Below are 26,787 nucleotides of genomic sequence, written 5' to 3'. Positions count from 1 at the left end.
CCTGATGAGTGCGCGCTAACAATGCGAGTGCGGCTTTTCGGGTGAGCGCTAACACAGCGCAGGCCGGCCACGGGTCGCGAGGGGCACGCAGCAGTGCCCAGGGACGAAGGAGCCCTCACCATGACACACAGCACCAGCGCACTAGGCGCGCCCACGGCATCCCGCCGTCATTCCCTCCGTGCCGTCCGGCGGGCCGTCGCCGTGGCGACCGCTTCGGTCGTCGCCGCGGCCGGTCTCGCTTTCGTCGCACCCACCGCCGCCTCTGCTGCCGACCTGTCGATCGAGAGCAAGAAGGTCCTCGATCTGGGCTTCGACGGCAGCCTCACCGATGCGGGCCCGAACGCCGCCCCCGTAAGCCTGCAGAAGGGCGCCGCGGCCTATGGCACGGGCGTCCGCGGACAGGCGTTCAACTTCAACGGATCGACGGCGCTGAAGCTCGGCACCGCCGCGTACCTGCAGCCGCAGGACCTCACTGTCTCGTTCTGGTACAAGCCGAACGCGACGATGACGGGGGAGCAGGTCTTCGCGTGGAGCAAGACCGTCTACAACTCCGACGGCTGGTATCTCACGTCGGAGAGCGACACGTCGTCACTCGCGCTCTCGGTCGGCCCCTCGAGCGGCCAGCCCTACAAGGTCGCGGTCGACGCGCCGCGCGCGACCTTCTTCCCCGCCGGCCAGTGGACGCACATCGTCGTCACGTACGACAAGACGACGAAGGTCGTCACGTTCTACCGCAACGGCGTGCGTCAGACCGCGACCGTGAAGTATCCGGTCAGCGCCACGGCGTCCGGCGTGCTGGGCTCCGAGAGCACGTCGGTGAAGACCCTGGGGTACAACGGCCCCAGCTACAACGGGTCGCACCTCAACGGCCTGCTCGACGACTACTCGCTCTACAACGGCGTCGCCAGCACGACCGACGTCGTCACCCTGACCCAGCGCGGCAACCCGTCGTTCGATCCCGCGACCGTCGCCCGGTCCGACGCCGACGCGCTCTCGGTGCAGACCACCGCCGACGCCGACTTCACGCTGCCCGTGCAGGGAGCCGGTGGCAGCGCCATCACGTGGGCCTCGTCGAATTCCGGCGTCATCTCGACCTCGGGCGGCGACGCGCACGTCACCCGGCCGACCGGCACGACGGCGTCGACCGTGACCCTCACAGCCTCCGTCAGCTACGGCGGCAGCGCCCCCGTCACGAAGAACTTCCCGGTCAGCGTGACCCCCGTCGGCGCGACGACCCCGTCCATCTATCTCGAGGAGGCAGGCCTGGAGAACGTGCTCGTCGAGGACGACTACCTCGAGAACGCCAACGCCAAGACCGTCGCCTACCTCCTTTCGCTCGACCCCGAGAAGTTCCTCTACTCCTGGTACGTGCAGGCGGGTCTCACCCCGACGACGACCTCGGGGTACGGCGGGTGGGAGGCCACGAGCGGCACCCGCTTCCAGGGCCACTTCTTCGGCCACTACATCTCGGCGCTCTCGCAGGCGTACTCGACGGCTACGGATGGCGCGACCAAGGCGCAGCTGCTCGCGAAGCTCACGGCCGCGGTCGACGGTCTCAAGAAGGCTCAGGATGCCTATGCGGCGGCCAACCCCGGGAACGCCGGCTTCGTCGCCCCCTTCAGCATCAGCGTGCTGCCGAACGGCGGGGGCGGCCTGCTCGTGCCGTTCTACAACCTGCACAAGGTGCTCGCGGGCCTCCTCGACGCCTACGAGTACGCACCGGCTCCCGTCGCCACCAAGGCGCGCAGCGTCGCGGCCGCGTTCGGCACGTGGGTCAAGAACTGGGCGGGAAGCCTCGCCAACCCGGCATCCATCCTCACCACCGAGTACGGCGGCATGAACGAGGCGCTGTACGAGCTGTACAGCATCACGAAGGACCCGAACCACAAGCGGGCGGCCGAGTACTTCGACGAGACGACACTCTTCCAGCAGCTCGCGAACGGGCAGGACGTGCTCAACGGCAAGCACGCCAACACGACGATCCCGAAGCTCGTCGGCGCCCTCAAGCGCTACACGGTCTTCATGGACAACCCCGACCTCTATGCGACGCTGACGGCGGCCGAGAAGGCGGCCCTGCCGATGTACCGCACGGCGGCGGAGAAGTTCTGGGAGATCGTCATCCGCGACCACACGTATGCGGGCGGCGGCAACAGCCAGTCGGAGCACTTCCACGCCGCCGACACGATCTACGCCGACGCCACCAACGGCACGACGAGCGGCTACGGCGAGAACTCCACCGTCGAGGGCTGCAACGAGTACAACATGCTCAAGCTCAGCCGGCTCCTCTTCCAGGTGACGAAGGACGTGAAGTTCGCCGACTACTACGAGTCGACCTACATCAACACGATCCTCGCCTCGCAGAACCCCGAGACGGGCATGGTGACGTACTTCCAGCCGCAGACGGCGGGCTACGCGAAGATCTTCGGCACGCCGCTCGACCAGTTCTGGTGCGACCACGGCACCGGCATCGAGAGCTTCACGAAGCTCGGCGACTCGATCTACTTCCAGGACGACACGTCGGTCTACGTCAACATGTTCCGATCGTCGGTCTACACCTCGGCCGATCAGAATCTGAAGCTCACGCAGACGGCCGACATCCCGAACACCGACACGGCGACGTTCACGGTCGCCTCGGTGGACGGGGGAGCGCTGCCCGCCGGCACGACCGTGCGGCTGCGCGTGCCGTCGTGGGTCGCGGCGACACCCACGCTCACGGTCAACGGCGTCGTGAAGGATGTCGCACCGCTCACGGGCGCGGGCTACATCTCCGTCGTGGTCGCGGCGGGCGACACGCTCACCTACAAGCTGCCCGCGAAGGTGTGGGTGGATGCCGGCACCGAGAACCCGAACTGGGTCGCCTTCAAGTACGGCCCCGTGCTGCTGGCGACCGAGCTCAGCCGCGTCAACGCGAACGCGAGCTACACGGCGGGAGTGCTCGTGCAGATGAGCACGGCCGACAAGTCGCTCAACGGCAACATCACGGTCGACGACGCGGCGCAGTGGAAGGCAGGCATCGCGTCGAATCTCGAGCGCATCCCGAACGGCCCGAACAACAACGGCATGACGACGATGCGATTCACGCTGCACAACGTCGACTCGAAGTCGGCCGCGCTCACCTTCGAGCCGTACTACAGCCTCTACAACGCCCGCTACGCGCTGTACATGACGCTCGTGCAGCCCGATTCGCCGGAGTCGCAGGCGCAGATCCTCAAGGAGAAGCAGCAGCTGCGCATCTCCGAGACGACGATCGACTCGCTCACGTCGTTCGACGACAACAACAGCGAGGCCGGCAAGAACTACAGGTTCAACAAGTCGGGCGTCGGCGTGTGGCTCGGCCAGGGTTACCGCGACGGCCAGATCGCCACCGACGCGTACTTCCAGTACGACATGGTCGTCGACCCGTCGCTGCCCAAGAACTACCTCGGCGTGCGGTACTTCGGCGGCGACAACGGACGCACGTTCGACGTCTACGTCAACGACGTGCTGCTCAAGCACGAGCGGATCACCAACGCCGCGGGCTCGACCACGTGGTACGTGCAGTACGACGAGATCCCGGCATCCATCCTCTCCGGCATCGCCGCGAAGGACAGCTACAAGAAGGACACCACGGGCGCCTACGTGCTCGACGCCAAGGGGCAGAAGATCCCCGTCGTGACGGTGCGCTTCCAGGGCAACGGAACGAGCTATGTCGGCGGCGTCTACGGCGTCTACACCGCCTCGAAGACGACGTATGCGACGGATGCCGACCTCTCGGCCCTGTCGTTCGACGGGGGCCGGCTCACGCCGTCGCTGGCGAAGGGCGTGTACTCCTACACGGTGACGGTGCCTCAGGATGCCTCGTCCGCGACGTTCGACGCCGACCCTGCTGTTCCGAGCGGACTGGTCTACGTGGGCGACGTCCTGATCGACGACACGAAGCCTCGCACGGTGCCGCTGCAGGCGGGCGATCAGCCGACCGTCCTGACGCTGCGCACGACGGCGCAGGATCACACGACGTCGGCGACCTACACCGTTCAGATCGTCCGCGAGGAGCCCGCGCCGCCGCTCACCGTGACGTCGGAGGCACTGGCGCGATGTGTGGCCGGCAAGGCGGTCGTGTCGGTGCAGGTGACCAACACGTCCACCGTTCGCGTCGCCCTCGCGATCACCACGCCGTACGGCGCGAAGCAGGTCGCAGAGCTGGCTCCCGGCAAGACCACGTCGCAGGCCTTCACGACGCGTCTGGCGACTCTGCCCGCCGGCGAGACATCCGTGAAGGCGTCGGGGACAGTCGACGGCAAGGCTGTCTCCACGACTGTGGCAGCCCGCATCCCGACCCTTTCCTGCGGCTGATCGAGGGGGTTGTTTCCGCTAACAGTTCCCGCTAACATCGCGTGAAGAGCCCATCGGTCCACTGCCGGATCCAGAGCAAAGGTGCAAAATGCTCACCCACTTCCGCCGCCTCCCGCGGTGCGGCGACGTGACCGCATCGCCCCAGCGCCGGGCTTGCAGCGCCACCTCATCGTTCGTCGTCAGCGCGGTCGTCTCCGCGCCGACGGCGACTCATCCCGAGCGGTCCGCGCTCAGCCTCGGCTGACGCCCCGCGAGATCCGACGACCGGACGGCCCGGTCGCTCGCCGAATCCGGACCGGATGGAGATCCGGCCGAGAACTGGAGAAACGAATGAACAAGCGAGCACTCATCGCCCGCACCACCGCCGGTGCGCTCGGCGGCCTGCTGCTTCTCGGCGCGGCCGGTGCCGCCATCGCCGACGAGATGGACAACGACAATGTCGACGTCAACGTCACCATCGAGGCACTGCCGCCTGTCGGCGCCCTGACCCTGTCGGTCGACCAGGCGTCGACGACGCTGACCGAGGGTGACTCGGGCGACGCCGACATCCGCCAGTTCGACGGTGTCCTCCCGACGGTCACCGTCACCGACGACCGCGAAGAGGTTCCGGCGAACACCTACTGGTACGTCACCGGCAAGACGTCGGACTTCGCCACCGCCGGCGGCGCCAAGATCACGGCGGGCCACCTCGGCTGGACCCCGCACCTCCTCACCGACGCCAACGGCGAGGTCACCGAGGGCGGCCCGGTCGGCACGGTCCTCGACCCGCAGGACCCCAACAGCCAGGCGCCCAGCAACACGGGCATCGGCACCGGTGAGGACCTCCTCGCCATCGCGTGGGACGCGACCACGGCGCACCCGCAGGGCGAGTGGAAGGCGAACGCCGACCTCACCCTGAAGACGCCCAAGGACGTCACCCCGGGCACCTACTCGGCCAAGCTCACCCTCTCGCTGTGGGAGGACCAGATCTGAGCTGACCGCATCAGGTCTGTGTTGAAATCGGGTCGGGGCCGTGATTCACGGCCCCGACCCTGACGTTTGGAATCCGATCGTGCTGCACCTCACCCGCCGCTCATCCGTCCTGGCCCGGGCCGGGGCGGCGCTCGCGGCCGTCTTCGCCCTCGCCGCGCTCTCCGCGACGCCCGCCGTGGCGGCCGACGACCCGACCGCCCCTCCGCCCGTGCGGTGGTCGGTCACGCCGTCCGACGCCACGGGTCCCGATGGGCGGCGGGCGGTCGAGCTCGAGCTCGACCCCGGCGCGAGCGCCGACGACCGCTTCGCCGTGCGCAACGTGGGGGAGAACGAGGTCACCTTCCAGCTCACGGCCGCGGACGGGTACTACACACGCGGCGGCCGCTTCGACATCCTCTCGGCGGACGAGAAGTCCAAGGATGCCGGCACGTGGATCACGATGCCCGAGACGGTGACGGTGCCGGCGGGCCAGACGGCGATCGTGCCGTTCACCATCGAGGTTCCGGGCAACGCCGAGCCGGGCGATCACGCCGCCGGCATCACGGCATCCGTCCTGTCGGTCCAGTCCGCGAAGGACGGCACGAGCGTCGGCGTCGAGAGCCGCGTCGGCTTCCGGGTGCTGACGCGCGTGAAGGGCGAGATCACGCCCGCCGCCTCCGTTGCCGACATCACGACGTCGTACGCGACGTCGTGGAATCCCATCCGCCCCGGTGAGCTCACGGTCACCTTCGACGTGTCGAACGACGGCAACACGCGCATCCTCGCCGCGGGCGTCGTGGAGGCGGGCGGTCAGACGGTCTCCTTCCCTGCTGAAGGCGAGAGCCCGCAGGAGCTGCTGCCGGGCGACGAGCGCACCATCACCGTGCTCGTGAAGGGTGTCTGGCCGACCTTCGTCGTTCCCACGACCGTCACGCTCAACGCCACCTCCGCCACGATGGACGGCGGCACGCAGGACCTCGATCCCGTGCAGGCCACCACGGTGGCGTGGGCCATCCCCTGGCCGCAGCTCATCCTCCTCGCGGGCATCGCGCTCATCGTGCTCGCGATCCTCTGGAACCGCATCCGATCCCGCCGCAAGCTCGACACTCTGCTCGAGCAGGCGCGGGAGGAGGGCCGCAAGGACGCGGCGACGACGGTCCCCGCGCCGTGAGGCGGCGATGTGCGCCGGAGCGGCATCCATCCGGGCGGGAGCCTTGACCGCGCTTCGGCGCCGCGCCCGCGTCCCCACCATGGCGGAATGGCCGGATCGGATCGCCGCCACCGCTTACGATGTGGTCAGCGATCGTCGGCAACGCCCGGCGGACGTGGAGTCACGCATCCCGAGCATCCCGTCCGCGCCGTCGGCAGGCGGTGCCGACCGAGACGAACGAGGTGATCCGCAATGTCGGACGAAGTGACGCGGGGCTGGCAGCGGCCCAGCATCTACGACGTGGCCCGGCAGGCGGGCGTGTCCCACATGACCGTCTCGCGCGTGCTCAACGGGCACCCGAACATCCGGGAGTCGACGCGAGAGCGCGTGCTGCAGGCGATCGACGAGATGAACTACACGCGCAGCTCGATCGCGCGCGCACTCGCGACCCGGCGAGCCATGCGCATCGGGGTGCTGGTCGACGGCCCCGTGCAGTACGGCCCCAACAGCACGCTCCGGGCGATCGAGAGCGCCGCGCGCGACGTCGGCTACGCGATCAGCGCCTTCTCGATCTCCGACGACGAGGAGTCGCAGATCGACACGGGAGTCGTCGAGCTCGTGACGCAAGGGGTGGACGCGCTGTGCGTCATCGCGCCCCGGGCGTCTTCGCTCGACATCCTGCGCAAGCAGACGACGGGGCTTCCCACCATCGTGATCAAGGCGGAGCCGGATGCCGCCTGGCACACGGTCGCCGTGGATCAGCGGGCCGGTGCGACCCTCGCGGTCTCCCACCTCATCGAGCTCGGTCATCGGCGCATCCTGCACGTCGCCGGTCCCCTCGACTGGTACGACGCGCGCGAGCGGCAGGAGGGCTGGAGCGATGCCCTGAAGGCGGCAGGACTGTCGGCCGCGCAGCCGGTGGCGGGGGACTGGACGTCGGACTACGGCTACGAGTTCGGCTCGTCATACGACTTCGCCGACTTCACCGCCGTCTTCGCCGCCAACGACCAGATGGCGCTCGGCCTCGTCCACGGGCTGTCGGACCGCGGCCTGCGAGTGCCCCACGACATCAGCGTCGTGGGCTTCGACGACCTCCCCGACGCCCGGCACTTCCTCCCCCCGCTCACCACCGTGCGGCAGGACTTCGCGGCCCTCGGCGAGCTCGCCCTGCGCCAGATCATCGCCGCGATCGACAGTGAGGAGGACGGCGTGCAGCACGACAGGATCGAGCCGCGCCTCATCGTGCGGTCCTCGACGGCAGCGCCGCGCGACTGACCGTGCAGAGCGCAGCGACGGGGCATCCCGTCCCTTCCACGCGCCCTCGCGGTTGTTCGCGGTAACGGAAAAGTAACGAATCTTTCGGAAAGAGTTGCGCGACGGGATTGTTAGCGCGCACAATGAGTCGACAACACCCGAGGGTGTCCCGCACCGGGACACGCATCTCTCTCCGACGAGGAACGCCGGAGAGTCTCAAGGAGGAGATCACATGGCAAATCGGAAGCGCATGCTGGGCCTTATCGGCTTCATCGGCGCAGGGGCTCTCGCACTCGGCCTGGCCGGTTGCTCGGGCTCGGCGGGCGGCGACAGCGACGCCAGCGGCGACAGCGGAAGCGGCGACCTCACCACCGTCGGCTTCGTCGCCGTCGGCCCCGAGGGTGGTTGGCGCAACGCCAACGAGCAGGCCATCAAGGACGCGTTCTCGGAGGACGCCGGCTTCGACCTCAAGTACGCGCCGGCCGCGAGCCCCACCGACCAGAAGTCGCAGATCGACGCATTCAAGACGTTCGTCAACGACGAGGTCGACGTCATCCTCCTCACCGCGACCGAGGCATCGGGCTGGGACGACTCCCTCAAGCTCGCGCAGGAGGCCGAGATCCCGGTCATCCTGCTCGACCGCGGCGTCGACTCCAGCGACGACCTCTACGTCACCCGCATCGCGCCCGACAACGTCAAGGTCGCCGGATCGGTGGGCGACTGGGCGGTCGAGACCTACCCGAGCGGCGCCAACTACTACACGCTCGAGGGCGTCCCCGGCCTCTCGGTCGTCAACGAGCGCAACGAGGGCTTCGAGGCTGCCATCGAGGGCAAGGACGGCTGGAACAAGATCGGCGCGCAGACCGCGAACTGGACCGCTGACGAGGGCAAGTCGGTCATCGAGACCGTCCTCAAGGAGCACCCCGACCTGCAGTTCATCTTCGCCCAGAACGACGAGATGGGCATCGGCGCCGCCGCGGCCGTGACCGCTGCGGGCCTGAAGCCGGGCACCGACGTCAAGATCGCCACGATCGACGGCACCACGCCGGCCCTCGAGTCGCTCGCCAAGGGAGACCTGAGCTTCGTCGCCCAGTACAACCCCTTCTTCGGCGACCTCGCCGTCGGCGCCGTCAACGACGCGCTCGCGGGCAAGAAGGTCGAGAAGACGATCGTCGTCCCCGGTGAGACGTTCGACTCGCCCGAGGCCGGCCAGGCCGCGATCGACGCGGGCAAGGGCTTCTGATCCGACTCAGCGTCGGCTAGAAGAGGATCAGTGCGAGCGGGGGCGGCCGTTCTCGGCGGCCCCCGCTCGTCCCTGTCATCTCCGGCGAATTCACGCAGGCAGCAACAAGGAGTCACCCAGCGATGATTGAACCGATCGCGATCGTCGAGGTCCGCGACGCGTCCATAACCTTCCCGGGCGTCAAGGCACTCGATGAGGTCAGTTTCCGGCTCCTCCCCGGCGAGGTCCACACCCTCATGGGCGAGAACGGCGCCGGCAAGTCGACGCTCATCAAAGCGCTGACCGGCGTGTACCAGATCGACTCCGGCGAGATCGTCGTGAACGGGCAGGTGCGCAGCTTCTCGGGCACCGCCTCGGCGCAGGAGGCGGGCATCTCCACCGTGTACCAGGAGGTCAACCTGTGCACGAACCTGAGCATCGGCGAGAACGTCATGCTCGGCCACGAGGTGCGCGGTCTCACCGGCGTCAACTGGCGCAAGACCCACGCCCGGGCCCGTGAGGCGCTCGCGCGCATGGGACTCGGCGAGCTCGACCCGCGCGCCCCTCTCTCCTCCATCTCCATCGCGATGCAGCAGCTCGTCGCGATCAGCCGCGCGATGGTGACCGACTCGAAGGTGCTCATCCTCGACGAGCCGACCTCGAGCCTCGACGCGAACGAGGTCGAGGTGCTCTTCGGCGTCATCCGGCGCCTGCGCGACCAGGGCGTCGCCATCCTCTTCGTCTCCCACTTCCTCGATCAGGTGTACGCGATCAGCGACCGCATCACGGTGCTGCGCAACGGCCGCTTCGTCGGCGAGTACCTCACGCGTGATCTCGACCGCACGCAGCTCATCTCCAAGATGATCGGCAAGGACTTCGAGTCCCTCCGCGCCCTCGGCTCCAACCGGCAGACGGAGGTGCGCGACCGCACGCAGACACCGATCCTGGCGGCCGAGGGCCTCGGCCGGAAGGGCTCGATCGAGCCCACCGACGTCGAGGTGCACCCCGGCGAGGTCGTCGGCTTCGCGGGCCTCCTCGGGGCCGGTCGCACCGAGCTCGCGCGCCTCATCGCCGGCGCCGACAAGGCCGACTCCGGCACGGTCAAGGTGCGCGGCAAGAAGGTCAACCTCAACTCGCCCGTCACCGCGCTGGCACACGGCATCGCCTACTCCACCGAGAACCGCCGCGAAGACGGCATCGTCGGCGACCTCAGCATCCGCGAGAACATCATGCTCGCCGTCCAGGCCCGCCGCGGCTGGCTCCGCCGCGTGCCCGCCCGCGAGGTCGACCAGCTCGTCACGACCTACATGGAGCGCTTCAGCGTGCGCCCCAACGACCCCAATCGACCCATCCGCCTCCTCTCCGGCGGCAACCAGCAGAAGGTGCTGCTCGGTCGGTGGCTCGCCACCAACCCCGACCTCCTGCTGCTCGACGAGCCGACCCGCGGCATCGACGTCGGAGCGAAGGCCGACATCCAGGAGACGGTCGCCGAGCTCGCCGAAGGCGGCATGGGGGTCGTGTTCATCTCGTCCGAGCTCGAAGAGGTCGTGCGACTCTCCGAGCGCATCGTCATCCTCAAGGACCACCAGAAGGTGGGCGAGGTCGTGAACGGCCCAGAGGTGACCGCCGAGAGCATCGTCTCGGTCATCGCCACGGAATCAGGGGCGGAGGCGGAGGCTCAGGCCGACGTCCTCGCCGAGGAGGTCGCCGAGGGCGACGCCGCAATCGAAGGGAACGCGTCATGAGCCGCGTCAAGACCGCGTTCAGGACCCCGTGGTTCTGGGCGCTCGTGGGCATCGCGGTGCTGCTCCTGATCAACACGATCAAGAACCCCGCCTACCTCGCACTCTCCGTGAATCCCACGACCGGGATGCTCACCGGCAACGTGCTCGACATCCTCCGCGTCTCGGCGCCGATCATCATGATCGCTCTGGGCATGACGTTCGTCATCGCCACCGAGGGCATCGACCTCTCGGTCGGATCGATGATGGCCGTCGGCGGCGCGGTGGCGATGCAGACGCTGTCCACGATCAACGACCCGAACTCGGTGAGCGCGATGCTCACCGCGATCGGCCTCGCGCTGGCGCTGGCCATCGTGCTCGGTGCGATCAACGGCCTCCTGGTCGCCGTGGTCGGGCTGCAGCCCTTCATCAGCACGCTCATCATGATGATGGCCGCGCGCGGCATCGCCCGCGTCATCACCGACGGGCAGAACACCAACGCGACGAACGAGCCGTTCCGCCAGCTGGCCAACGGCCAGATCCTCGGCCTTCCGACGAGCTTCGTCATCGCGATCGCGATCGTCGTGATCATCGCCTTCTTCATGCGCCGCACGGCGCTCGGGCTCATGATCGAGTCGATCGGCATCAACCCGCACGCGAGCCGGCTCGCCGGCATCCGTCCCCGCCCCATCCTCTTCGGCGTGTACATCCTGTCGGCGGCCCTCGCGGCGGTCGGCGGCCTGTTCAGCGTGTCCGAAGTGATGACGGTCAGCGTCTCGGGCACGGGAAACCTCATGGAGCTCGACGCGATCCTCGCGGTCGTCATCGGCGGCACGTCCCTCGCCGGCGGCAAGTTCTCGATCCTGGGCTCGACCATCGGTGCGCTCCTCATCGCGACGCTGAACAAGACCGTGCTGTTCCTCGGCATCCCGGCCGCGGCCACGCCCGCGTTCAAGGCGCTCGTCATCATCGCCCTGGTGCTGCTCCAGTCGGAGCGGGTCCGGTCGCTCGTCTTCGGACGCAAGAAGTCCGGGGGGACCCCCGCCGCGCCGGTGAAGCCGGCCGCGGACCCGAGCGTCCCCGTTTCGAAGGAGAAGGAGGTCGTCGCATGAGCGCCCCGCGCACACTCGCCGAGTCCGTTCCGCCGGCAGCCGATCTCCCCGAGAGCAGGCAGCCCCAGCAGGTCAATCGATTCTCCGGGCTCTGGGAGCGCAGCCAGACGCTGATCCCGACGCTCGCCGCCCTCGTGCTGCTCTTCGGCATGCTCATCTACGCCGAGATCGCCTACGGCCGCGTCTTCCACGCCGGCACGATGTCGAGCCTCCTCGTGAGCTTCGCGCCGACGATCATCCTCGCGGTCGGCATGACGATCGTCATCATCTCCGGCGGCATCGACCTGTCGGTCGGCGCCGTGGTCGCCTTCACGTCGGTGGCCGGCGTCATGCTGATGAACATCGGCGTCAACGGGTGGCTCGCGATGTTGCTGATGATCGTGTTCGGCGGCCTGTTCGGCCTCATCTCGGGCGTCATGATCCAGTACTTCAACGTGCAGCCGTTCATCGCGACGCTCGCGATGATGTTCCTCGCCCGTGGCCTCGCCTCGATCCTGTCGACGACGCCGGTCATCGCTCCCGAGGATTCGCCGATCCTCCTGCTCGCGACCGACTGGAAGATCATCGACGGGCCGAAGGTCAACGACTTCACGATCACGCCCGGCCTGCTCATCGCGGTGCTCGTGGTCATCGGCGGCATGTTCTTCATGCACCGCTCGCGTTCGGGCCGCACCGTCTACGCGATCGGCGGCAGCGAGTCGTCGGCCAAGCTGATGGGCCTCCCGGTCGCCCGCACGCGGGTGTGGATCTACGTCGTCTCGGGCGCTCTCGCCGGCCTCGCGGCCATCGTCTACACCGCCGAGGTCGGCGGCAAGGCGCAGAACGTGACCGGCATCGGCTGGGAGCTCGACGCCATCGCCGCGGTCGTGATCGGCGGCACGCTCCTCACGGGCGGCTACGGCTACGTGCTCGGATCGATCGTCGGCGTCTTCGTGCTCGCGGCGCTGCGCCTCATCATCACGAAGGACGGCACGATCAACCCCGAATACCTCACCATCATCACCGGCGCCGTGCTGCTCGTCTTCGTGCTGCTGCAGCGTGCGCTCACCCGACGAAGGACCAGTTGATGTCGAACGCGGAAATCGAAGCGGCGATCCAGAAGGTCCGTGAGGACGTCTCGGCCCTGCACGCGGAGCTGGTCCGGTACGGGCTGATCGTGTGGACGGGTGGGAACGTGTCGGGACGGGTGCCCGGTGCCGACCTGTTCGTGATCAAGCCGTCGGGGGTGTCGTACGACGACCTGCGGCCGGACAACATGATCCTGTGCGATCTGGACGGCAACGTCGTTCCGGGCACGCCCGGCAGTGAGCGGTCGCCGAGCTCGGACACGGCGGCGCACGCGTACGTGTACCGCAACATGCCGCAGGTCGGGGGAGTGGTGCACACGCACTCCACTTATGCGGTCGCGTGGGCGGCGCGGGGCGAGGAGATCCCGTGCGTCATCACGGCGATGGCGGATGAGTTCGGCGGGCCGATCCCGATCGGCCCGTTCGCGATCATCGGCGACGACTCGATCGGCCGCGGCATCGTCGAGACCCTGACCGGGCACCGTTCGCGGGCGGTGCTGATGCAGAACCACGGGCCGTTCACGATCGGGGTCGACGCGAAGGACGCCGTGAAGGCGGCCGTCATGGTCGAGGACGTGGCCCGCACGGTGCATCTGGCGCGGGAGGCGGGTCCGCTCATCCCGATCCCGCAGCAGGCGATCGACAGCCTGTTCGACCGCTACCAGAACGTGTACGGGCAGAGCGGGGACGCGCGCCGATGACCGCTGAGTTGACGACGGATGCCGCGGCCGCGGCGATCCGCGAGGGCCGCACGGCGCTCGGCATAGAGTTCGGCTCGACGCGCATCAAGGCGTGCCTCGTCGACGCAGACAACCCGGCGACCGTCCTCGCCGTGGGTAGCCACGAGTGGGAGAACGAGTTCGTCGGCCGCAGCTGGACGTACTCTCTGGAGTCGGTGTGGGCGGGGGTGCAGGATGCCTACGCCGGCCTGGTCGCCGACGTGAAGGCCCACTACGGCGCGACCCTCGAGACGGTCGGCGCGATCGGCGTCTCCGCAATGATGCACGGCTACCTCGCGTTCGACGAGGCGGGGGAGCTGCTGGTCCCGTTCCGCACGTGGCGCAACACGAACACCGAGCGGTCGGCGGCGGTGCTGTCGGAGCTGTTCGGGGTGAACATCCCGCTGCGCTGGTCGATCGCGCACCTGTACCAGGCGGTCCTCGACGAGGAGCCGCACATCGGCAAGGTCGACTTCTTCACGACCCTGGCGGGCTACGTGCACTGGAAGCTCACCGGCCGCAAGGTGCTCGGTGTCGGCGACGCGTCGGGCATGTTCCCCATCGACCCCGCCACTCGGAATTACGACCAGGCGATGGTGGAGAAGTTCGACCGGCTGGTGTCGGAGCGCGCGTACGGCCTGCGGGTCACCGCGCTCCTCCCCGAGGTGCTGCTCGCGGGCCAGGATGCCGGAAGCCTCACGACGGAGGGTGCGGTCCTCCTGGATCCGACCGGCGCGCTGCGGCCCGGGTCGCCGCTGTGCCCGCCCGAGGGCGACGCCGGCACCGGCATGGTCGCGACCGAGTCCGTCGCGCCGCGCACCGGCAACGTCAGCGCCGGCACGAGCATCTTCGCGATGGTCGTGCTGGAGCGCCCGCTCTCGCGCGTGCACCACGAGCTGGACGTCGTGACCACGCCTGCGGGCGACCCGGTCGCGATGGTGCACTGCAACAACGGCGCAAGCGAGCTGGCGTCCTGGGTGGGACTGTTCCAGCGCTTCGTCGCCGTCGCGGGCGGCGAGCTCGACGCCGACGAGGTGTTCGAGGTGCTGTTCCGCGAGGCGCTGGACGGCGACCCCGACGCGGGCGGCCTGCTCGCCTACAACCACCTCGCGGGAGAGCCGATCGCTGGCCTGCCCGAGGGTCGGCCGCTGTTCGTGCGCACACCCGAGAGCCGGTTCACACTGGCGAACTTCATGCGCGCGCAGCTGTACGGCGTGTTCGGCACCCTCGCGCTCGGCATGCGCGTACTCGAGGGGGAGGGCGTCGCGCTGGACCGCATGTTCGCGCACGGCGGCGTCTTCCGCACCGCCGGCGTCGCGCAGCGCTTCCTCGCCGGTGCGCTGGGCGCGCCCGTCGCGGTCGGCGAGACGGCGGCGGAAGGCGGAGCGTGGGGCATCGCGGTGCTCGCCGCGTACCTCGGCTCGGCATCCGACCTCGACCTCGGCGCCTACCTGCGCACCCGGGTGTTCGCGGACGCGGCGATCGACGTCGTCGAGCCCGACCCCGAGGACGTGCCCGGCTTCGCGGCCTACCTCTCCCACTACCGTGCAGGCCTGGCGGTCGAATCCGCCGCCGTGACCGCTCTCTGACATCCACCCGATCCCTCGCAAGCACCCTCAAAAAGGAAACGACCCCCATGTCCCGTACACCTCTGTCCACCTCGCTCGACTCGTATGAGGTCTGGTTCGTCACCGGCAGCCAGGACCTCTACGGAGAGGAGACGCTGGCGCAGGTCGCCGAGCAGTCGCAGGCGGTCGCGCAGGGGCTCGCGGGTCTTCCGGTGAAGGTCGTGTGGAAGCCGGTGCTGAAGGACTCCGACTCCATCCGCCGCCTCGCGCTCGACGTCAACGCGCGCGACGAGGTCATCGGCGTGATCGCGTGGATGCACACGTTCAGCCCCGCGAAGATGTGGATCGCGGGCCTGGATGCGCTGCAGAAGCCGCTGCTGCACCTGCACACGCAGGCCAACGTCGAGCTGCCGTGGGCGGACATCGACTTCGACTTCATGAACCTGAACCAGGCCGCGCACGGCGACCGCGAGTTCGGCTACATCCAGACCCGTCTCGGGGTGGCGCGCAAGACGGTCGTCGGGCACGTGTCCAACCCGGCCGTGCGGCAGCAGGTCGAGGACTGGCAGCGCGCGTCGGCCGGCTGGGCCGCGTCGCGGTCGCTGAAGCTGGCCCGGTTCGGCGACAACATGCGCTACGTCGCGGTCACCGAGGGCGACAAGACCGAGGCCGAGCTGCGGTTCGGCGTGCAGGTGAACACGTGGGGCGTCAACGAGCTCGCCGAACGGGTCGCCGCCGCGACGGATGCCGAGATCGACCAGCTCGTGCAGGTCTACCTCGACGAGTACGACGTCGTGGACGAGCTCAAGCCGGGAGGGGAGCGGCACCAGTCGCTGCGCGACGGCGCGGCGATCGAGGTCGGGCTGCGCTCGTTCCTGGAGGAGGGCGGCTTCGGCGCCTTCACGACGTCGTTCGAGGACCTCGGCGCGCTCACGCAGCTGCCCGGTCTCGCGGTGCAGCGGCTCATGGCCGACGGGTACGGGTTCGGCGCCGAGGGCGACTGGAAGACCGCGATCCTCGTCCGCATCGCGAACGTGATGGGGTCGGGTCTGCCCGGCGGCGCATCGCTGATGGAGGACTACACCTACGACCTCGTCGCCGGCGACGAGAAGATCCTCGGCGCGCACATGCTCGAAGTCGCCCCGACCCTGAGCTCGCAAAAGGCGCGGCTGGAGATCCACCCGCTCGGCATCGGCGGCAAGGACGACCCGGTCCGCCTGGTGTTCACCGCCGACCCCGGCCCCGCCGTCGTGGTGGCCATGTCGGACATGCGCGACCGGTTCCGGCTCGTCGCGAACGTCGTCGAGAACGTCGACGCCCCCGACCTCCCCAACCTCCCCGTGGGCCGTGCCGTGTGGAAGCCCGCCCCCGACTTCGCCACCAGCGCCGCCTGCTGGCTCGCCGCCGGCGCCGCGCACCACACCGTCATGACCACCCAGGTCGGCATCGAGGTGTTCCGCGACTTCGCCGAGATCGCCGGCACCGAGCTCGTCGTCATCGACGAGGACACCACGGTCCGCGGCTTCCAGCGCGAACTGCGCTGGAACCAGGCGTACTACCGACTCGCCCAAGGCCTCTGACATCGAGGTCGGCGCGCCCAGTCTTCGGCAGCGCCTGAAAACCACTGAGAGAAAGGTCTCGCAGATGAGATCAGGATCCACGACCATACGTCGGAGAACAGGGCGCAGGGGTCGCCGCGCGCTCGCGTCGACCCTCGCCGGCGCCGTCGCGATCACGGCGTTCGGGCTCGCCGCCCCGACGGCGGCGCAGGCGGTCGACGTCCCCGCTCCGAGCGCGCACTACGACATGTCGCACTCGGGCACGAGCCTGCTCGACGTGTCGGGCAACGGGCGCAATGCGACACTCACGAGCCTCACCGACTCGTCGTTCGTCAAGGTCGGTGCCAACGACGACGTGCTGCGGTTCAAGGCCGACGGGTACGCATCCCTGCCCAAGGGCCTCGTGACCGGCACCGACAACGACTTCACTGTCGAGTACACCGTCACGACGCAGACCGCCGCGAATCACTTCGGCTGGGTCATCGGCGACGGCGTGGGTCCGTGGAACACGACGACTCTGGGCAACCACGTCTTCCTGAGCCCCGACTCGGCCCAGGCCGGTTACACCAACCAGGTGCTCGCGGCGATCCGCGTGAAGGGGACGGACAACGGCGAGTCTCGGATGCCTGCGGGCGGGGGCCTCAACCCCGGCTTCACGACCCTCACGATGGTCGGCTCGGGCAACACGCTGACCCTCTACCGGGATGGCGCGGTCATCTCGACGCTGACCCACACGAAGTCGATGAGCTCGATCATCCCGTCCGGGAACGTGCTCGGCTACCTCGGCCGCTCGCTGTACCAGGGCGACCCCCTCCTGCGCGCCGACGTGACCGACGTGAAGTTCTGGGACTCCGCTCTCAGCGCCGGCCAGGTGACCTCGAGCATGCCGACGGCGACGGAGAAGGCGGCATCCACCGACGGCATCATCCGCCTCGACATCACGCCGACCGTCCTCGGCCCGAACCCGTCGCTCGACCAGGTGACGTCGAACCTCTCGCTCCCGGCATCCTCCAACGGCATCGCGCTGACGTGGGCGAGCTCGAACCCCGCGGTCGTGTCGACGTCGGGCGTCGTCTCGCGCTCGATCTCGAGCGACACCCCGGTGACGCTGACCGCGACGACGTCGCTCGGCACGACCATCCCGCTCGACGTGGTGGTCAAGGCGCCGAACGTCGCGGCCGACCTCAGCGCGATCAGCCTGGCGACCCGTACGACCGAGAACCTGCCGCTCGCGATCAAGGGCTCGGCCAACGGCGCCGCGATCACGTGGACCTCTTCCGACCCCGCTCTCGTCACGCCGACGAACCCCTCGTACACGGCGCCCGCCGTCGGGGCGGCCGACCCGTTCGCGGGCGGCGGCATCGTGACGCGTCCCGCCTACGGCTCGGGCGACAAGAACGTCACGCTCACCGCGACCGCGACACTCAACGGCCAGACGCAGACGCGCACCTTCGCGGTGACCGTCGCGGAGAAGGGTCGCTCGGCCCCCGACGCCGGCTACGCCTCGGCGTACTTCAAGTCGGACTCGGACGAGAAGATCTACCAGGCGGCGACGTCGGGCAACGACTTCTTCACGTTCTCGCCCGTCAACGGCGGAAACGCCGTCATCACGTCGACGGCCGACACGAAGGGCCTCCGCGACCCGTACATCCTCCGCTCGAAGGACGGCGACAAGTACTACATGGTCGCCACCGACCTGTGCATCAGCTGCGGCACCGGCTGGGGACCCGCGCAGTCGGCGGGCAGCCTCAAGATCGAGGTCTGGGAGTCGACCGACCTCGTGCACTGGGCGCGCACCAACGGCGCGAACACGGGCATCACGATCAACAAGCCCGAGGCCGGCATGACCTGGGCGCCCGAGGCGTACTGGGACGACGCGCTGCAGTCGTACGTCGTGTTCTTCTCGTCTCGCATGTACGCGGACTCGGCGCACACGAACAGTGACAACCTCTACGCCCGGGTCTTCTACGTCCTGACGCGCGACTTCAAGACGTTCACGTACCCGCCCGCGTCGTGGCAGGACACCGGCTACGCGCGGATCGACTCGACCGTCACGAAGATCGGCGACTACTACTACCGCTTCACGAAGAACGAGGAGAGCGGCGCCGCGGGTGTGCTGGAGGCCGGCAAGGACATCTTCCTCGAGCGTTCCAAGGTGCTCACGGCGCCGACGACGCAGTCGAACTGGTCGGCCGACCCGAACTCGACGTGGCAGCTGCTCGACACCCGCATGACGAGCCTCGAGACGGGCCAGTCGGGCGAGGGCCCCGAGATCGTCAGGCTCAACGCGGGCGACCCCAACAACAATGCGGCCGGCGACGGCTACGTGTTCCTCGTCGACAACTACGGCGCCGGCGGCTACCGGGCGTTCGTGACCAGCGGCTCGGCGATCTCGTCCAGCACGCAGGCGAACCGCCTCTCGCAGCGTGCCGAGTGGAACGTGCGTCCCGTCGGCGGCCTGCCCGCGAGCCCGCGCCACGGCGCGTTCGTGAGCGTCACGCAGTCGGTGCTCGACGCACTGCACGGCTGGACGAACGTCGCCGCCGTCGGCTCGACCACGAAGCTCACGGCCGACGGCCGCGCGCTGACCGCGAAGGTGACGGCCGCGGACGGCGGCCAGGTCGTCGGAACCGTCACGTTCTCGGGCGGCTCGTGGAGCAAGACGGTGACGCTCAGCAACGCGAGCGCCTCGGTCGAAGCGCCCGCGGGCGTCGGCAGCGTCACGGCGCACTACGACGGGTACAGTGACGGGCTCGTGAGCGCGTCGACGTCGTCGGCGGTCTCGCTGTCGCTCGACATCTCGGCGACGGCGGTGACCCGCTGCGTCACGGGCAAGGTGACCGAGGGCATCACGGTGACGAACAACGACGACGTGACCGCGACGATCACGATCGCCGGCGCCTACGGCTCCAAGACCGTGTCGCTCGCGGCCGGCAAGAGCACGTCGGCGACCTTCGCGACGCGTCTCGTCTCGATCACGGCCGACCAGGTCTCGATCACGGCGCAGTCCGCCGACGGTCGCAGCCTCAGCACCACCGTCACGGTGGCGGCCGCCGCCTGCAGCTGACGCAGGGCGAAGGGTCCGCGCTCCCCGCGCGGGCCCTTCGCCATGCACCCGGCTCTTCAGGCCCCAGTACTCTGAACAACGCCTCACCCACGACTCACGAGGAGCTCGACCCATGGCACGCACCCCGATCTCCGGCACCCAGCACACGCTCCGCGCCGGACCCTACGAGGCCGTGATCGCGAGCATCGGCGCGTCGCTGCGCATCCTCCGCCACGAGGGCCGTGACCTCGTCGTGCCGTTCGAGGCCGACGAGCTGCGGCCCGGCTACCGCGGCACGACGCTCGCCCCGTGGCCGAACAGGGTCGTCGACGGCGTGTACACCTTCGCCGGCGTCGAGTACGAGCTGGCGCTCACCGAGCCCAAGCGCGGTCACGCGCTGCACGGCCTCGCGTCGTGGCTCGACTTCCAGGTGACCGATGCCGGGTCCGACCACGTCACCCTCGCCGCGACCGTCGAGCCCCAGGCCGGCTACCCGTGGCGGGTCGAGGTGACGACGACGTTCGCGCTCGGCGCCGACGGCCTCACCCAGACCGTGCGTGCCCGCAACGACAGTGCCGAGCCGGCGCCGTGGGGGACCGGCCCCCACCCCTATCTCGTCGCGGGCGAGTCCGCCCTCGACGAGTGGACGTTCGAGCTGCCGGCGGAGGAGGTGCTCCTCGTCACGGACGACCGTCTCATCCCGACGGAGCTTCGTCCCGTGGATGCCGACGACGCCGCGCGCTTCGATTACCGCGACGCCCGCCCGATCGGGGCCGCCGAGATCGACCACGCGTACTCGGGGCTCGTGCGAGACGCCGCCGGCTTCGCGACGGTTCGATTGACGGATGCTGCGGGCACGGGCGTGCAGCTCGTGTGGGATGCGGCCTGCCCCTGGGTGCAGATCCACACCGCCGACCTTCCGGCCGGCCCGAGCCACCCGGCGCACCGCGCGGGTCTCGCCGTCGAGCCGATGACGTGCGCCCCCGACGCCTTCAACGCCGCGGACTACTCCTACGACGCGGGCCTCATCGTGCTCGAGCCCGCGGCGGAGTCGACCGCGTCCTGGCGCATCGCCGCCCTCTGACCCGCCGCGGGTCCCCGAGCTTGTCGAGGGGTCGTCCCTGACCCCAGCCGGCGTCGGTCAGTGCACGTGTCCCGTTCCGACGAGCTCGTGCACGCTGTGGTCGGGCGCGAGCCGCCCGGCCTCCGTCGCGGCGAGAGCGGGGGTGACGATCGCTGCGACGATGACAGCAGCGACGATCAGCCCCGGCATCCTCGGGCGCCCGGCATCCCCTCGACGGATCGCGAGGCCACACCCGATTCCGGCGCCCAGGAGCAGCATCCATCCCGCGGAGACCGCGACGACGCTGGTGCGTTCCGGGTCGGTCGACAGGGCGACGGCCCCGACCACGAGGCCCGCGAGAACTCCCGCGAGCGTCGTTCGAGGCAGGACGACCCGCCCCTTCGCGAGCGCCGCCGCCCCCCAGGCGAGGGCGGCGGCGCCGAGCGCGACGAGCGGCACACCGACGAGGAACTCCCCGGCGGTCAGCGCTCCCGCGCCGAGCGCGAGCTGGATCAGACCCGCTCCCCACGACGCGATCGCGGCCCCCGCGACCGGCGAGGCATCCCGAGTCCCCCTCCGGAATGCCGCCGGCGTGCGATCTGCGGTGGAAGCGGCCATCTCGGCTCCCGTCGTCAGGCCGTGCGGCCCGACAGCTGCGGCCCGCGATCGGCCGCGAGCCCGACACCCAGCAGCACGATCGCGCTGGCGAGGTGCAGGAAGTGGTCGGGGGTGTTGAGCGCGAGCACGTTGAATGCCGTGCCCACGAGGAAGAACCCGACGATGCCGAGCAGCAGGTAGGCGGCGCCGACGACGATGTTGACGACCTTCGCCCCCTTCACCGACAGGAGTCCCGCGGCGAGCAGCGCGGCGCCGATCAGCAGATGCGCGACGTTGTGGAAGGGGTTGACCTCGAAGATGCCGAGGAGCAGTCCACCCTCTGTCGAGATGAAGGAGACGGTGGGTGTGACGGCGAATCCGAGCAGTCCGACCAGAAGGTAGACGGCGCCGAAGATCGTGGCGACGAGCCGGTTCGGTGACGAGCGCATGGGAGAGACCTCCTGTCGGGCGGCTGGGATGCCGCGTATGGAGGTACTTCGGAGCGTGCTCGGTATCGGTTTGTCCGGGCATGACAGAGGGCCCCGGGATGCATCCCGGAGCCCTCGAGAGGTCGCCGCGGCCGAGCAGCGTGCAAGGGCCGCGGCGGGTCTGTCAGCGGTCGTCGCCGCGCAGCGACGCCTTGAGATCGTTGCGCTTCTCGACCGAGTCCCGTTCGGCCTCCGCCTTCTTGACGTTGGCGTCGGCCTTCAGCTCGTCGATCTTGTCGCCGATCCGGTCGGTGGTGTCCTCCCACGCGTCCTGGATCTTGCGGCCGGCCGTGTCGGCCGTGTCCTTTGCATCGTCAGCGAATCCCATCGCGCGCTCCTTCCGTGAAGGGATGCCTCGGTTCCCCGGGCGGTGCTCCGACGGTACGCCGATATCCGCTTTCCGCCGGAGCCCTTGCGCGCGACGCCTCCCGTTGCTAGTCGTGCCAGACTCGACCCCGTGCGATTCGAGACGACGATGGCCGTGATGGGCAACAACACCGGCATCCCGGTTCCTCCCGAGGTGATCGAGGCGCTCGGCGGCGGCAAGCGTCCCGCCGTCCTCGTGACGGTGAACGGGTACGAGTACCGCAGCACGGTCGGCGTGATGGGCGGCCAGTCGCTCATCCCGTTCAGCTCCGACAAGCGAGCCGCGACGGGCATCACGGGCGGCGACGCGATCACGGTCGACCTCGAGCTCGACACCGCGCCCCGCACGGTGGAGGTGCCGGACGACCTCGCGGCCGCTCTCGCCGCAGCGGGACTGCGCGACGGGTTCGACCAGCTCTCGCCGAGCCAGCGGAAGGCGCACGTCACGAGCGTCGAGTCGGCGAAGGCGCCCGAGACGCGTGCCCGTCGCGTCGACGCCGTCGTGGCGAAGCTCTCCGCCTGACGCCTACGCCACCGGGGTGCGGGTGTCGATCGCGGCGCGCAGCGGCCGGCGCATGAACGACCAGTAGCCGTTGGGCGTGACGCGGGAGAGCACGTCGACGAGCCGAGCCTCGCGCCCGACCATCGTTCTCGCCTTCCGGCCGATCGTCGCCTCGACGATGCGGCGCGCGGCATCCTGAGGCTCCGTGTGGTACATCGCGGCCGCTGCTTCTGCGGCCCGCTGTGCGACCGCCGGATCGATGGATGCCGCATAGCGGCCGCGCAGGACGATCGCCGTCTTGACCCCCGCGGGGTAGATCGCGCCGACGCTCACGGTCGAATCCTCGAGCTCGTGCTTGAGCGACTCGGTGAAGCCCCGCACGGCGTACTTGCTCATGGCGTAGGGGATGCGGCCGGCGGGGGCGGCAAGCCCGTAGATCGAGACGAGGTGCGTGATGTGCGCCGCGGGCTCCCGCCGCAGGGCCCGCAGCAGCGCCTTGGTGATGTTCACCGTGCCCCACAGGTTGACGTCCATGAGCCAGCGCATCTCCTCCATCGAGAGCTGATCGATGTCGCCGAGCATCGAGGATCCGGCGCACGTGACGAGCGCCTGGACGTGGGGATGGGATGCCTCGATCTCGTCGGCGAGCGCGAATACGGCCGCATCGTCGGTGAGGTCGACGGCGTGGGTGGTGACGACGGGCTCGGCTCCGCGCGTCGCCTGCGGAGAGAGGGCGATCTTGGCCCTGAGGGCGTCGAGCCCCTCGGCGTTGCGGTCGATAAGGGCGAGGTGCGCTCCGCGATTCGCGAGCTGGTATGCGACCTCCGCTCCCATGCCGCTGGCCGCCCCCGTGACGACGGTGGTCCTTCCGCGCACGTCGAGCCGCTGCATCCTCGCCATCGTGGTTCCTTCCGCGTCGTCGCCGGGCCGTCCTCGATTCTCGCCGATCCCTCGGGTCGGTCGTGACCACTGTGCACGGTAGTTTTGATGGGGGAGGAGGTGCGCCGGCATGGGCAGAACCGCAGAAGCGATCGACGAGGGACTCTCGATCGCTTCGGCCGCGGCCCGACTCACCGTCCGCAACCACATCCTCGTCGAGGCCATCGCCAACGACTCGCCCTACGACCCCGAGAAGGTCGGGGCATTCGCGCGGGCGACGCTCGTCGCCCTGGCAGACGAGCAGCGGGATGCCGCGGCCCTCGTCCGCCGCCAGCGCAAGGCCGCGTGGGGCAAGTACAGCGACTCGCACGGCACGCACGACTATCGCGACCGCGACACCCGCAATCTCCGCCGTCGCGAGCGCCAGTACCTGGGTGTCGCGAAGGAGCTGCGCCGTCGCGCCGACGACCCGGAGAAGGTGCGCGAGCTCGTCACGGAGGCCCGCGATGCCGCGTGGGGGGACGTCGAGTCCAACCTGCAGCGGCGGCTGCGGGTCGAGGGCATGCGGCCGGAGTACGACCCCGACTACGCGACGATGCGGGATGCCCGCATGCAGGCCCTCCGGCTCGTCGACCTGCCGCGTCTCGGCGCGCACCGCCGTCGCCTCGCCCAGGCCGTGCCCGAGCCCGAGTCGGACTGACTGGCCATCCGGTCGCACCGCGCCACGCCCGGGATGCGCCGCAATCGCCCTCGATTCGCGCCCTCGCGAAGCATCGGCTAAGCTCATCTAGTGCCTCCGCGCCGACTCGTGCGGAGGCCGTGCGCCCGTAGCTCAATGGATAGAGCATCTGACTACGGATCAGAAGGTTAGGGGTTCGAGTCCCTTCGGGCGCGCACTGTGTTGAGACAGTGATCATCGAAAACCCGCGGATCTCCGCGGGTTTTCGTGTTTCCGGGCGTCCTCCTACACTCGGCTCATGGACACGCTCGACGTGGTCGTGATCGGTGCCGGACTCGCGGGTCTGCGCTGCGCCGCGGAACTCGCGGCGCGCGGCCGCCAGGTCGTCGTGCTCGAGGCCGCGGACCGGGTGGGCGGACGCCAGCGGACCGATCGCCTGGACGGCTTCACGCTCGACCGCGGGTTCCACGTCCTGAACACGGCCTATCCGGCCGTCCGCGCGTCGGTCGACATCCATCGCCTCGGCGTGCGGAAGCTGCCGACGGCGGTGCGCGTGCGCCGCCCCGATGGTTCGATGACGACGCTCGCCCACCCGCTGAGGCATCCGGGCCTGATCCCCGGGACCCTCGGAAGCGGTCTCGTGACGCCGCGGGACCTCGCCGGGCTCGCGCGGTGGCTCGGGCCCGTCGCCCTCCGTCCGCGCGCCGCGGTCGCGCGCCCCGACCGCACCGTCCGCGCCGGGTGGGACGACGCCGGACTGACCGGCGCCCTGCGCACAGAGGTGCTGTCGCCGTTCTTCTCCGGCGTTCTCGCGGACGCGTCGGAATCGACGTCCGACACCTACGTGCGCCTGCTCGCCCGATCGTTCCTGCCGGCCGGGGCGGGGCTGCCCGTCGCGGGGATCGGCGGTCTCCCGAGAGCCCTCGCCTCGCGGGCTCGTGCCGCGGGAGCCGACATACGACTCGGCCGTGCGGTGAGCCGGCTCCGGCGCCGCGAGAATCGGTGGGAGATCCGCGCGCTCGGCGAGGGTCGTGTTCTCGCGCGCGACGTCGTCGTCGCCGTCGGCGCGGAAGCCGTCGGCCTGCTCACCGACGTGCCGGTCCCGTCGACCAGAGGGCTGCAGACGTGGTGGTTCGGCGCGGACGAGGCCCCGGCATCCTCCATCCTGACTCTCGACGGAAGCCGCGGAGGGCCGATCGTCAACTCGCTGGCGATCTCCGCCACGGTGCCGCAGGCGGCGCCGCCGGGTCGCCACCTCATCCAGGCCACCTGCCTGTGGGCTCCTGAGCGTGTCGCGACCGAAGGGGAGGTGCGCGCCCAGCTCTCCCGGCTGTGGGGTCCCGCATCCGGGTCATGGGAGCTCCTGAGGCGCGACGACATCCCGCACGCACTTCCCGCGCTTCCCCCGCCCATGCGACGCCCGTCACCGGCGCGGATCGGCGACCGACTGCACCTCGCGGGCGACCACCGCGAGACGCCCTCGATCCAGGGTGCGCTGATCTCCGGGATGCGAGCGGCCGCCTCTGTGCTGGCGGCTCAGACGAGATGACGAGGCGTCCGCAGCGGATGCGACCTCTGGCTCACCGCTGCTGCGCGCCGGCCGCTCCCTGGTCGTGACGCACACGAGCGATCGCGGTCGCGCCGAGGATGAGCACGACGGCGATGACAGCGGCGATCGCCGTGATCGGTGAGTACGGCTCATCCGTGAAGCGGGCGACGGCCACCCAGGCGATCCCCCAGCACAGCGAGAGCGTGGGCGCGATCCGCCCCCCGCCCCAGAACGCGAGTGCGATGCCGATGGCGGCGGCCGCCGCGAGGACGAGGGACGACCAGAACTCGGGCGCGATGCCGAATCCGTCGAAGCCCGCCGCGACGAGGATCGCAGTGGCGTTCGCCGCTGTCGCGATGATGACCCAGCCCAGATAGAGGCCGATCGCGCCGTCGGCGACGATGACCTCGACCTTGTTCTTCGGCCTGGTGCGTCGCAGGATGACGAAGATCCGGCACAGCACGATCAGGAGCAGCACGATGACCGGCAGGCTGAGGAACAGCAGATCGGCCTGCACGACGCCGATCCAGACCGCGTTGAGGATCAGCGATGCCGCCACCCACCAGCCGATCCGCACCTGCCGCTCGTCGCCGCGCTGACCGGGCAGCGCCTGCCAGATGGCGTACGCGAGCATGCCGGTGTAGATGACGCTCCAGATGCGGAACGCACCGGTGCCGGGCGCGATGAGGGTCGAATCGGCGTCGAGGAAACCGCCCGCCGCCTCCTGGATCGGAGTGCCGAAGAATGCGCCCGACCCGACGAAGGCGGCGACGATGGCGAGCACGGAGCTGACGAGGATGAGGATCTGCCTCGCGATGTCACGCGTGCGGGTGCTGCGATCGGTGGGCTTCGTCGTTGTGACCGACACGGTTGTCTCCTAGGGCTCGTGGCGAGGAACGCTCGTCAGTGCATTCCGAGCGGAGGCGCCGGACGGATGCAGTCCCGACAGGATTCGTCCCGACG

At 69.5% G+C, this 26,787-nt stretch carries 21 protein-coding genes and 1 tRNA gene; 17 read left to right on the top strand and 5 right to left on the bottom strand.

Annotated elements, in window-relative coordinates; genetic code table 11:
* Window positions 1-120: 120 nt before the first annotated feature.
* The 13 genes from AAIB33_RS12785 to AAIB33_RS12725 all read left to right on the top strand — a co-directional run bounded on the left by AAIB33_RS12785 (window position 121) and on the right by AAIB33_RS12725 (window position 20,785).
* A complete protein-coding gene (locus AAIB33_RS12785; RefSeq protein WP_345800339.1) occupies window positions 121-4,332 on the top strand; it encodes a beta-L-arabinofuranosidase domain-containing protein in 4,212 nt (1,403 codons plus the stop codon).
* 330 nt (window positions 4,333-4,662) lie between these two features.
* Entirely contained in the window at window positions 4,663-5,304 is a 642-nt protein-coding gene (locus tag AAIB33_RS12780; RefSeq protein WP_345800338.1) for a hypothetical protein, read from the top strand.
* A gap of 79 nt (window positions 5,305-5,383) precedes the next feature.
* Entirely contained in the window at window positions 5,384-6,454 is a 1,071-nt protein-coding gene (locus tag AAIB33_RS12775) for a DUF916 domain-containing protein (protein WP_345800337.1), read from the top strand.
* 231 nt (window positions 6,455-6,685) lie between these two features.
* Window positions 6,686-7,708: a LacI family DNA-binding transcriptional regulator gene (locus AAIB33_RS12770; protein ID WP_345800336.1), complete on the top strand. Its 1,023-nt coding sequence runs from the start codon at window positions 6,686-6,688 to the stop codon at window positions 7,706-7,708.
* A gap of 211 nt (window positions 7,709-7,919) precedes the next feature.
* Complete coding sequence (locus tag AAIB33_RS12765; protein WP_345800335.1) at window positions 7,920-8,930, top strand: substrate-binding domain-containing protein; 1,011 nt, start codon at window positions 7,920-7,922, stop codon at window positions 8,928-8,930.
* A 122-nt stretch (window positions 8,931-9,052) separates the two neighbouring features.
* A complete protein-coding gene (locus AAIB33_RS12760) occupies window positions 9,053-10,654 on the top strand; it encodes a sugar ABC transporter ATP-binding protein (RefSeq protein WP_345800334.1) in 1,602 nt (533 codons plus the stop codon).
* On the top strand, window positions 10,651-11,742 hold the full coding sequence (locus AAIB33_RS12755) for an ABC transporter permease (protein WP_345800333.1): 1,092 nt from the start codon (window positions 10,651-10,653) through the stop codon (window positions 11,740-11,742). Before AAIB33_RS12760 ends, AAIB33_RS12755 begins: the two co-directional genes overlap by 4 nt.
* The gene (locus tag AAIB33_RS12750) at window positions 11,739-12,809 is read left to right on the top strand and encodes a sugar ABC transporter permease (RefSeq protein WP_345800332.1); all 1,071 of its coding nucleotides are present in this window, start codon (window positions 11,739-11,741) and stop codon (window positions 12,807-12,809) included. Before AAIB33_RS12755 ends, AAIB33_RS12750 begins: the two co-directional genes overlap by 4 nt.
* Entirely contained in the window at window positions 12,809-13,510 is a 702-nt protein-coding gene (locus tag AAIB33_RS12745) for an L-ribulose-5-phosphate 4-epimerase (protein ID WP_345800331.1), read from the top strand. Before AAIB33_RS12750 ends, AAIB33_RS12745 begins: the two co-directional genes overlap by 1 nt.
* Window positions 13,507-15,117 (top strand): FGGY-family carbohydrate kinase, encoded by a 1,611-nt coding sequence (locus AAIB33_RS12740; protein ID WP_345800330.1) that lies wholly within the window; start codon window positions 13,507-13,509, stop codon window positions 15,115-15,117. The genes AAIB33_RS12745 and AAIB33_RS12740 overlap by 4 nt, the downstream gene beginning before the upstream one ends.
* Window positions 15,118-15,164: 47 nt before the next feature.
* Window positions 15,165-16,676, top strand: coding sequence for an L-arabinose isomerase (gene araA / locus AAIB33_RS12735; protein WP_345800329.1), 1,512 nt, complete (start codon window positions 15,165-15,167; stop codon window positions 16,674-16,676).
* 64 nt (window positions 16,677-16,740) lie between these two features.
* Window positions 16,741-19,722 carry an immunoglobulin-like domain-containing protein gene (locus AAIB33_RS12730; RefSeq protein WP_345800328.1) on the top strand — a complete coding sequence of 994 codons (2,982 nt, stop codon included), beginning with the start codon at window positions 16,741-16,743 and terminating at the stop codon, window positions 19,720-19,722.
* A gap of 112 nt (window positions 19,723-19,834) precedes the next feature.
* On the top strand, window positions 19,835-20,785 hold the full coding sequence (locus AAIB33_RS12725; protein ID WP_345800327.1) for an aldose 1-epimerase family protein: 951 nt from the start codon (window positions 19,835-19,837) through the stop codon (window positions 20,783-20,785).
* Window positions 20,786-20,842: 57 nt separating this feature from the next.
* On the opposite strand, the gene AAIB33_RS12720 is transcribed toward AAIB33_RS12725, so the two are convergent.
* The 3 genes from AAIB33_RS12720 to AAIB33_RS12710 all read right to left on the bottom strand — a co-directional run bounded on the left by AAIB33_RS12720 (window position 20,843) and on the right by AAIB33_RS12710 (window position 22,177).
* The gene (locus AAIB33_RS12720; protein WP_345800326.1) at window positions 20,843-21,382 is read right to left on the bottom strand and encodes a hypothetical protein; all 540 of its coding nucleotides are present in this window, start codon (window positions 21,380-21,382) and stop codon (window positions 20,843-20,845) included.
* 14 nt (window positions 21,383-21,396) lie between these two features.
* Complete coding sequence (locus tag AAIB33_RS12715; protein WP_345800325.1) at window positions 21,397-21,810, bottom strand: DUF4383 domain-containing protein; 414 nt, start codon at window positions 21,808-21,810, stop codon at window positions 21,397-21,399.
* Window positions 21,811-21,973: 163 nt separating this feature from the next.
* The gene (locus AAIB33_RS12710) at window positions 21,974-22,177 is read right to left on the bottom strand and encodes a hypothetical protein (protein ID WP_345800324.1); all 204 of its coding nucleotides are present in this window, start codon (window positions 22,175-22,177) and stop codon (window positions 21,974-21,976) included.
* 129 nt (window positions 22,178-22,306) lie between these two features.
* Here AAIB33_RS12710 and AAIB33_RS12705 point away from each other — a divergent pair, with 129 nt between their 5' ends.
* Complete coding sequence (locus tag AAIB33_RS12705) at window positions 22,307-22,738, top strand: YdeI/OmpD-associated family protein (protein WP_345800323.1); 432 nt, start codon at window positions 22,307-22,309, stop codon at window positions 22,736-22,738.
* 3 nt (window positions 22,739-22,741) lie between these two features.
* On the opposite strand, the gene AAIB33_RS12700 is transcribed toward AAIB33_RS12705, so the two are convergent.
* Window positions 22,742-23,617: an SDR family oxidoreductase gene (locus tag AAIB33_RS12700; RefSeq protein ID WP_345800322.1), complete on the bottom strand. Its 876-nt coding sequence runs from the start codon at window positions 23,615-23,617 to the stop codon at window positions 22,742-22,744.
* Window positions 23,618-23,726: 109 nt separating this feature from the next.
* Between AAIB33_RS12700 and AAIB33_RS12695 the strand changes: the two genes are divergently transcribed.
* The 3 genes from AAIB33_RS12695 (at window position 23,727) to AAIB33_RS12685 (ending at window position 25,824) form a co-directional block, all read left to right on the top strand.
* Window positions 23,727-24,296 (top strand): asparagine synthase, encoded by a 570-nt coding sequence (locus AAIB33_RS12695; RefSeq protein ID WP_345800321.1) that lies wholly within the window; start codon window positions 23,727-23,729, stop codon window positions 24,294-24,296.
* A gap of 121 nt (window positions 24,297-24,417) precedes the next feature.
* Window positions 24,418-24,490: transfer RNA gene (locus AAIB33_RS12690), tRNA-Arg, on the top strand.
* 83 nt (window positions 24,491-24,573) lie between these two features.
* Window positions 24,574-25,824 (top strand): FAD-dependent oxidoreductase, encoded by a 1,251-nt coding sequence (locus tag AAIB33_RS12685; RefSeq protein ID WP_345800320.1) that lies wholly within the window; start codon window positions 24,574-24,576, stop codon window positions 25,822-25,824.
* Between the two features lie 31 nt (window positions 25,825-25,855).
* On the opposite strand, the gene AAIB33_RS12680 is transcribed toward AAIB33_RS12685, so the two are convergent.
* Entirely contained in the window at window positions 25,856-26,692 is an 837-nt protein-coding gene (locus tag AAIB33_RS12680) for a tryptophan-rich sensory protein (protein ID WP_345800319.1), read from the bottom strand.
* Window positions 26,693-26,787 lie beyond the last annotated feature (95 nt).

It is taken from the genome of Microbacterium sp. AZCO (genome assembly GCF_039614715.1).
Classification (GTDB): domain Bacteria; phylum Actinomycetota; class Actinomycetes; order Actinomycetales; family Microbacteriaceae; genus Microbacterium.
This window is presented reverse-complemented; position numbering and strand designations above follow the sequence as displayed.

Coding starts and splice junctions, on each gene's coding strand:
- AAIB33_RS12785 (WP_345800339.1), top strand. CDS start 121: ATGACACACAGCACCAGCGCACTAGGCGCGCCCACGGCATCCCGCCGT.
- AAIB33_RS12780 (WP_345800338.1), top strand. CDS start 4,663: ATGAACAAGCGAGCACTCATCGCCCGCACCACCGCCGGTGCGCTCGGC.
- AAIB33_RS12770 (WP_345800336.1), top strand. CDS start 6,686: ATGTCGGACGAAGTGACGCGGGGCTGGCAGCGGCCCAGCATCTACGAC.
- AAIB33_RS12765 (WP_345800335.1), top strand. CDS start 7,920: ATGGCAAATCGGAAGCGCATGCTGGGCCTTATCGGCTTCATCGGCGCA.
- AAIB33_RS12760 (WP_345800334.1), top strand. CDS start 9,053: ATGATTGAACCGATCGCGATCGTCGAGGTCCGCGACGCGTCCATAACC.
- AAIB33_RS12755 (WP_345800333.1), top strand. CDS start 10,651: ATGAGCCGCGTCAAGACCGCGTTCAGGACCCCGTGGTTCTGGGCGCTC.
- AAIB33_RS12750 (WP_345800332.1), top strand. CDS start 11,739: ATGAGCGCCCCGCGCACACTCGCCGAGTCCGTTCCGCCGGCAGCCGAT.
- AAIB33_RS12745 (WP_345800331.1), top strand. CDS start 12,809: ATGTCGAACGCGGAAATCGAAGCGGCGATCCAGAAGGTCCGTGAGGAC.
- AAIB33_RS12740 (WP_345800330.1), top strand. CDS start 13,507: ATGACCGCTGAGTTGACGACGGATGCCGCGGCCGCGGCGATCCGCGAG.
- araA (WP_345800329.1), top strand. CDS start 15,165: ATGTCCCGTACACCTCTGTCCACCTCGCTCGACTCGTATGAGGTCTGG.
- AAIB33_RS12730 (WP_345800328.1), top strand. CDS start 16,741: ATGAGATCAGGATCCACGACCATACGTCGGAGAACAGGGCGCAGGGGT.
- AAIB33_RS12725 (WP_345800327.1), top strand. CDS start 19,835: ATGGCACGCACCCCGATCTCCGGCACCCAGCACACGCTCCGCGCCGGA.
- AAIB33_RS12720 (WP_345800326.1), bottom strand. CDS start 21,382: ATGGCCGCTTCCACCGCAGATCGCACGCCGGCGGCATTCCGGAGGGGG.
- AAIB33_RS12715 (WP_345800325.1), bottom strand. CDS start 21,810: ATGCGCTCGTCACCGAACCGGCTCGTCGCCACGATCTTCGGCGCCGTC.
- AAIB33_RS12710 (WP_345800324.1), bottom strand. CDS start 22,177: ATGGGATTCGCTGACGATGCAAAGGACACGGCCGACACGGCCGGCCGC.
- AAIB33_RS12700 (WP_345800322.1), bottom strand. CDS start 23,617: ATGGCGAGGATGCAGCGGCTCGACGTGCGCGGAAGGACCACCGTCGTC.
- AAIB33_RS12695 (WP_345800321.1), top strand. CDS start 23,727: ATGGGCAGAACCGCAGAAGCGATCGACGAGGGACTCTCGATCGCTTCG.
- AAIB33_RS12685 (WP_345800320.1), top strand. CDS start 24,574: ATGGACACGCTCGACGTGGTCGTGATCGGTGCCGGACTCGCGGGTCTG.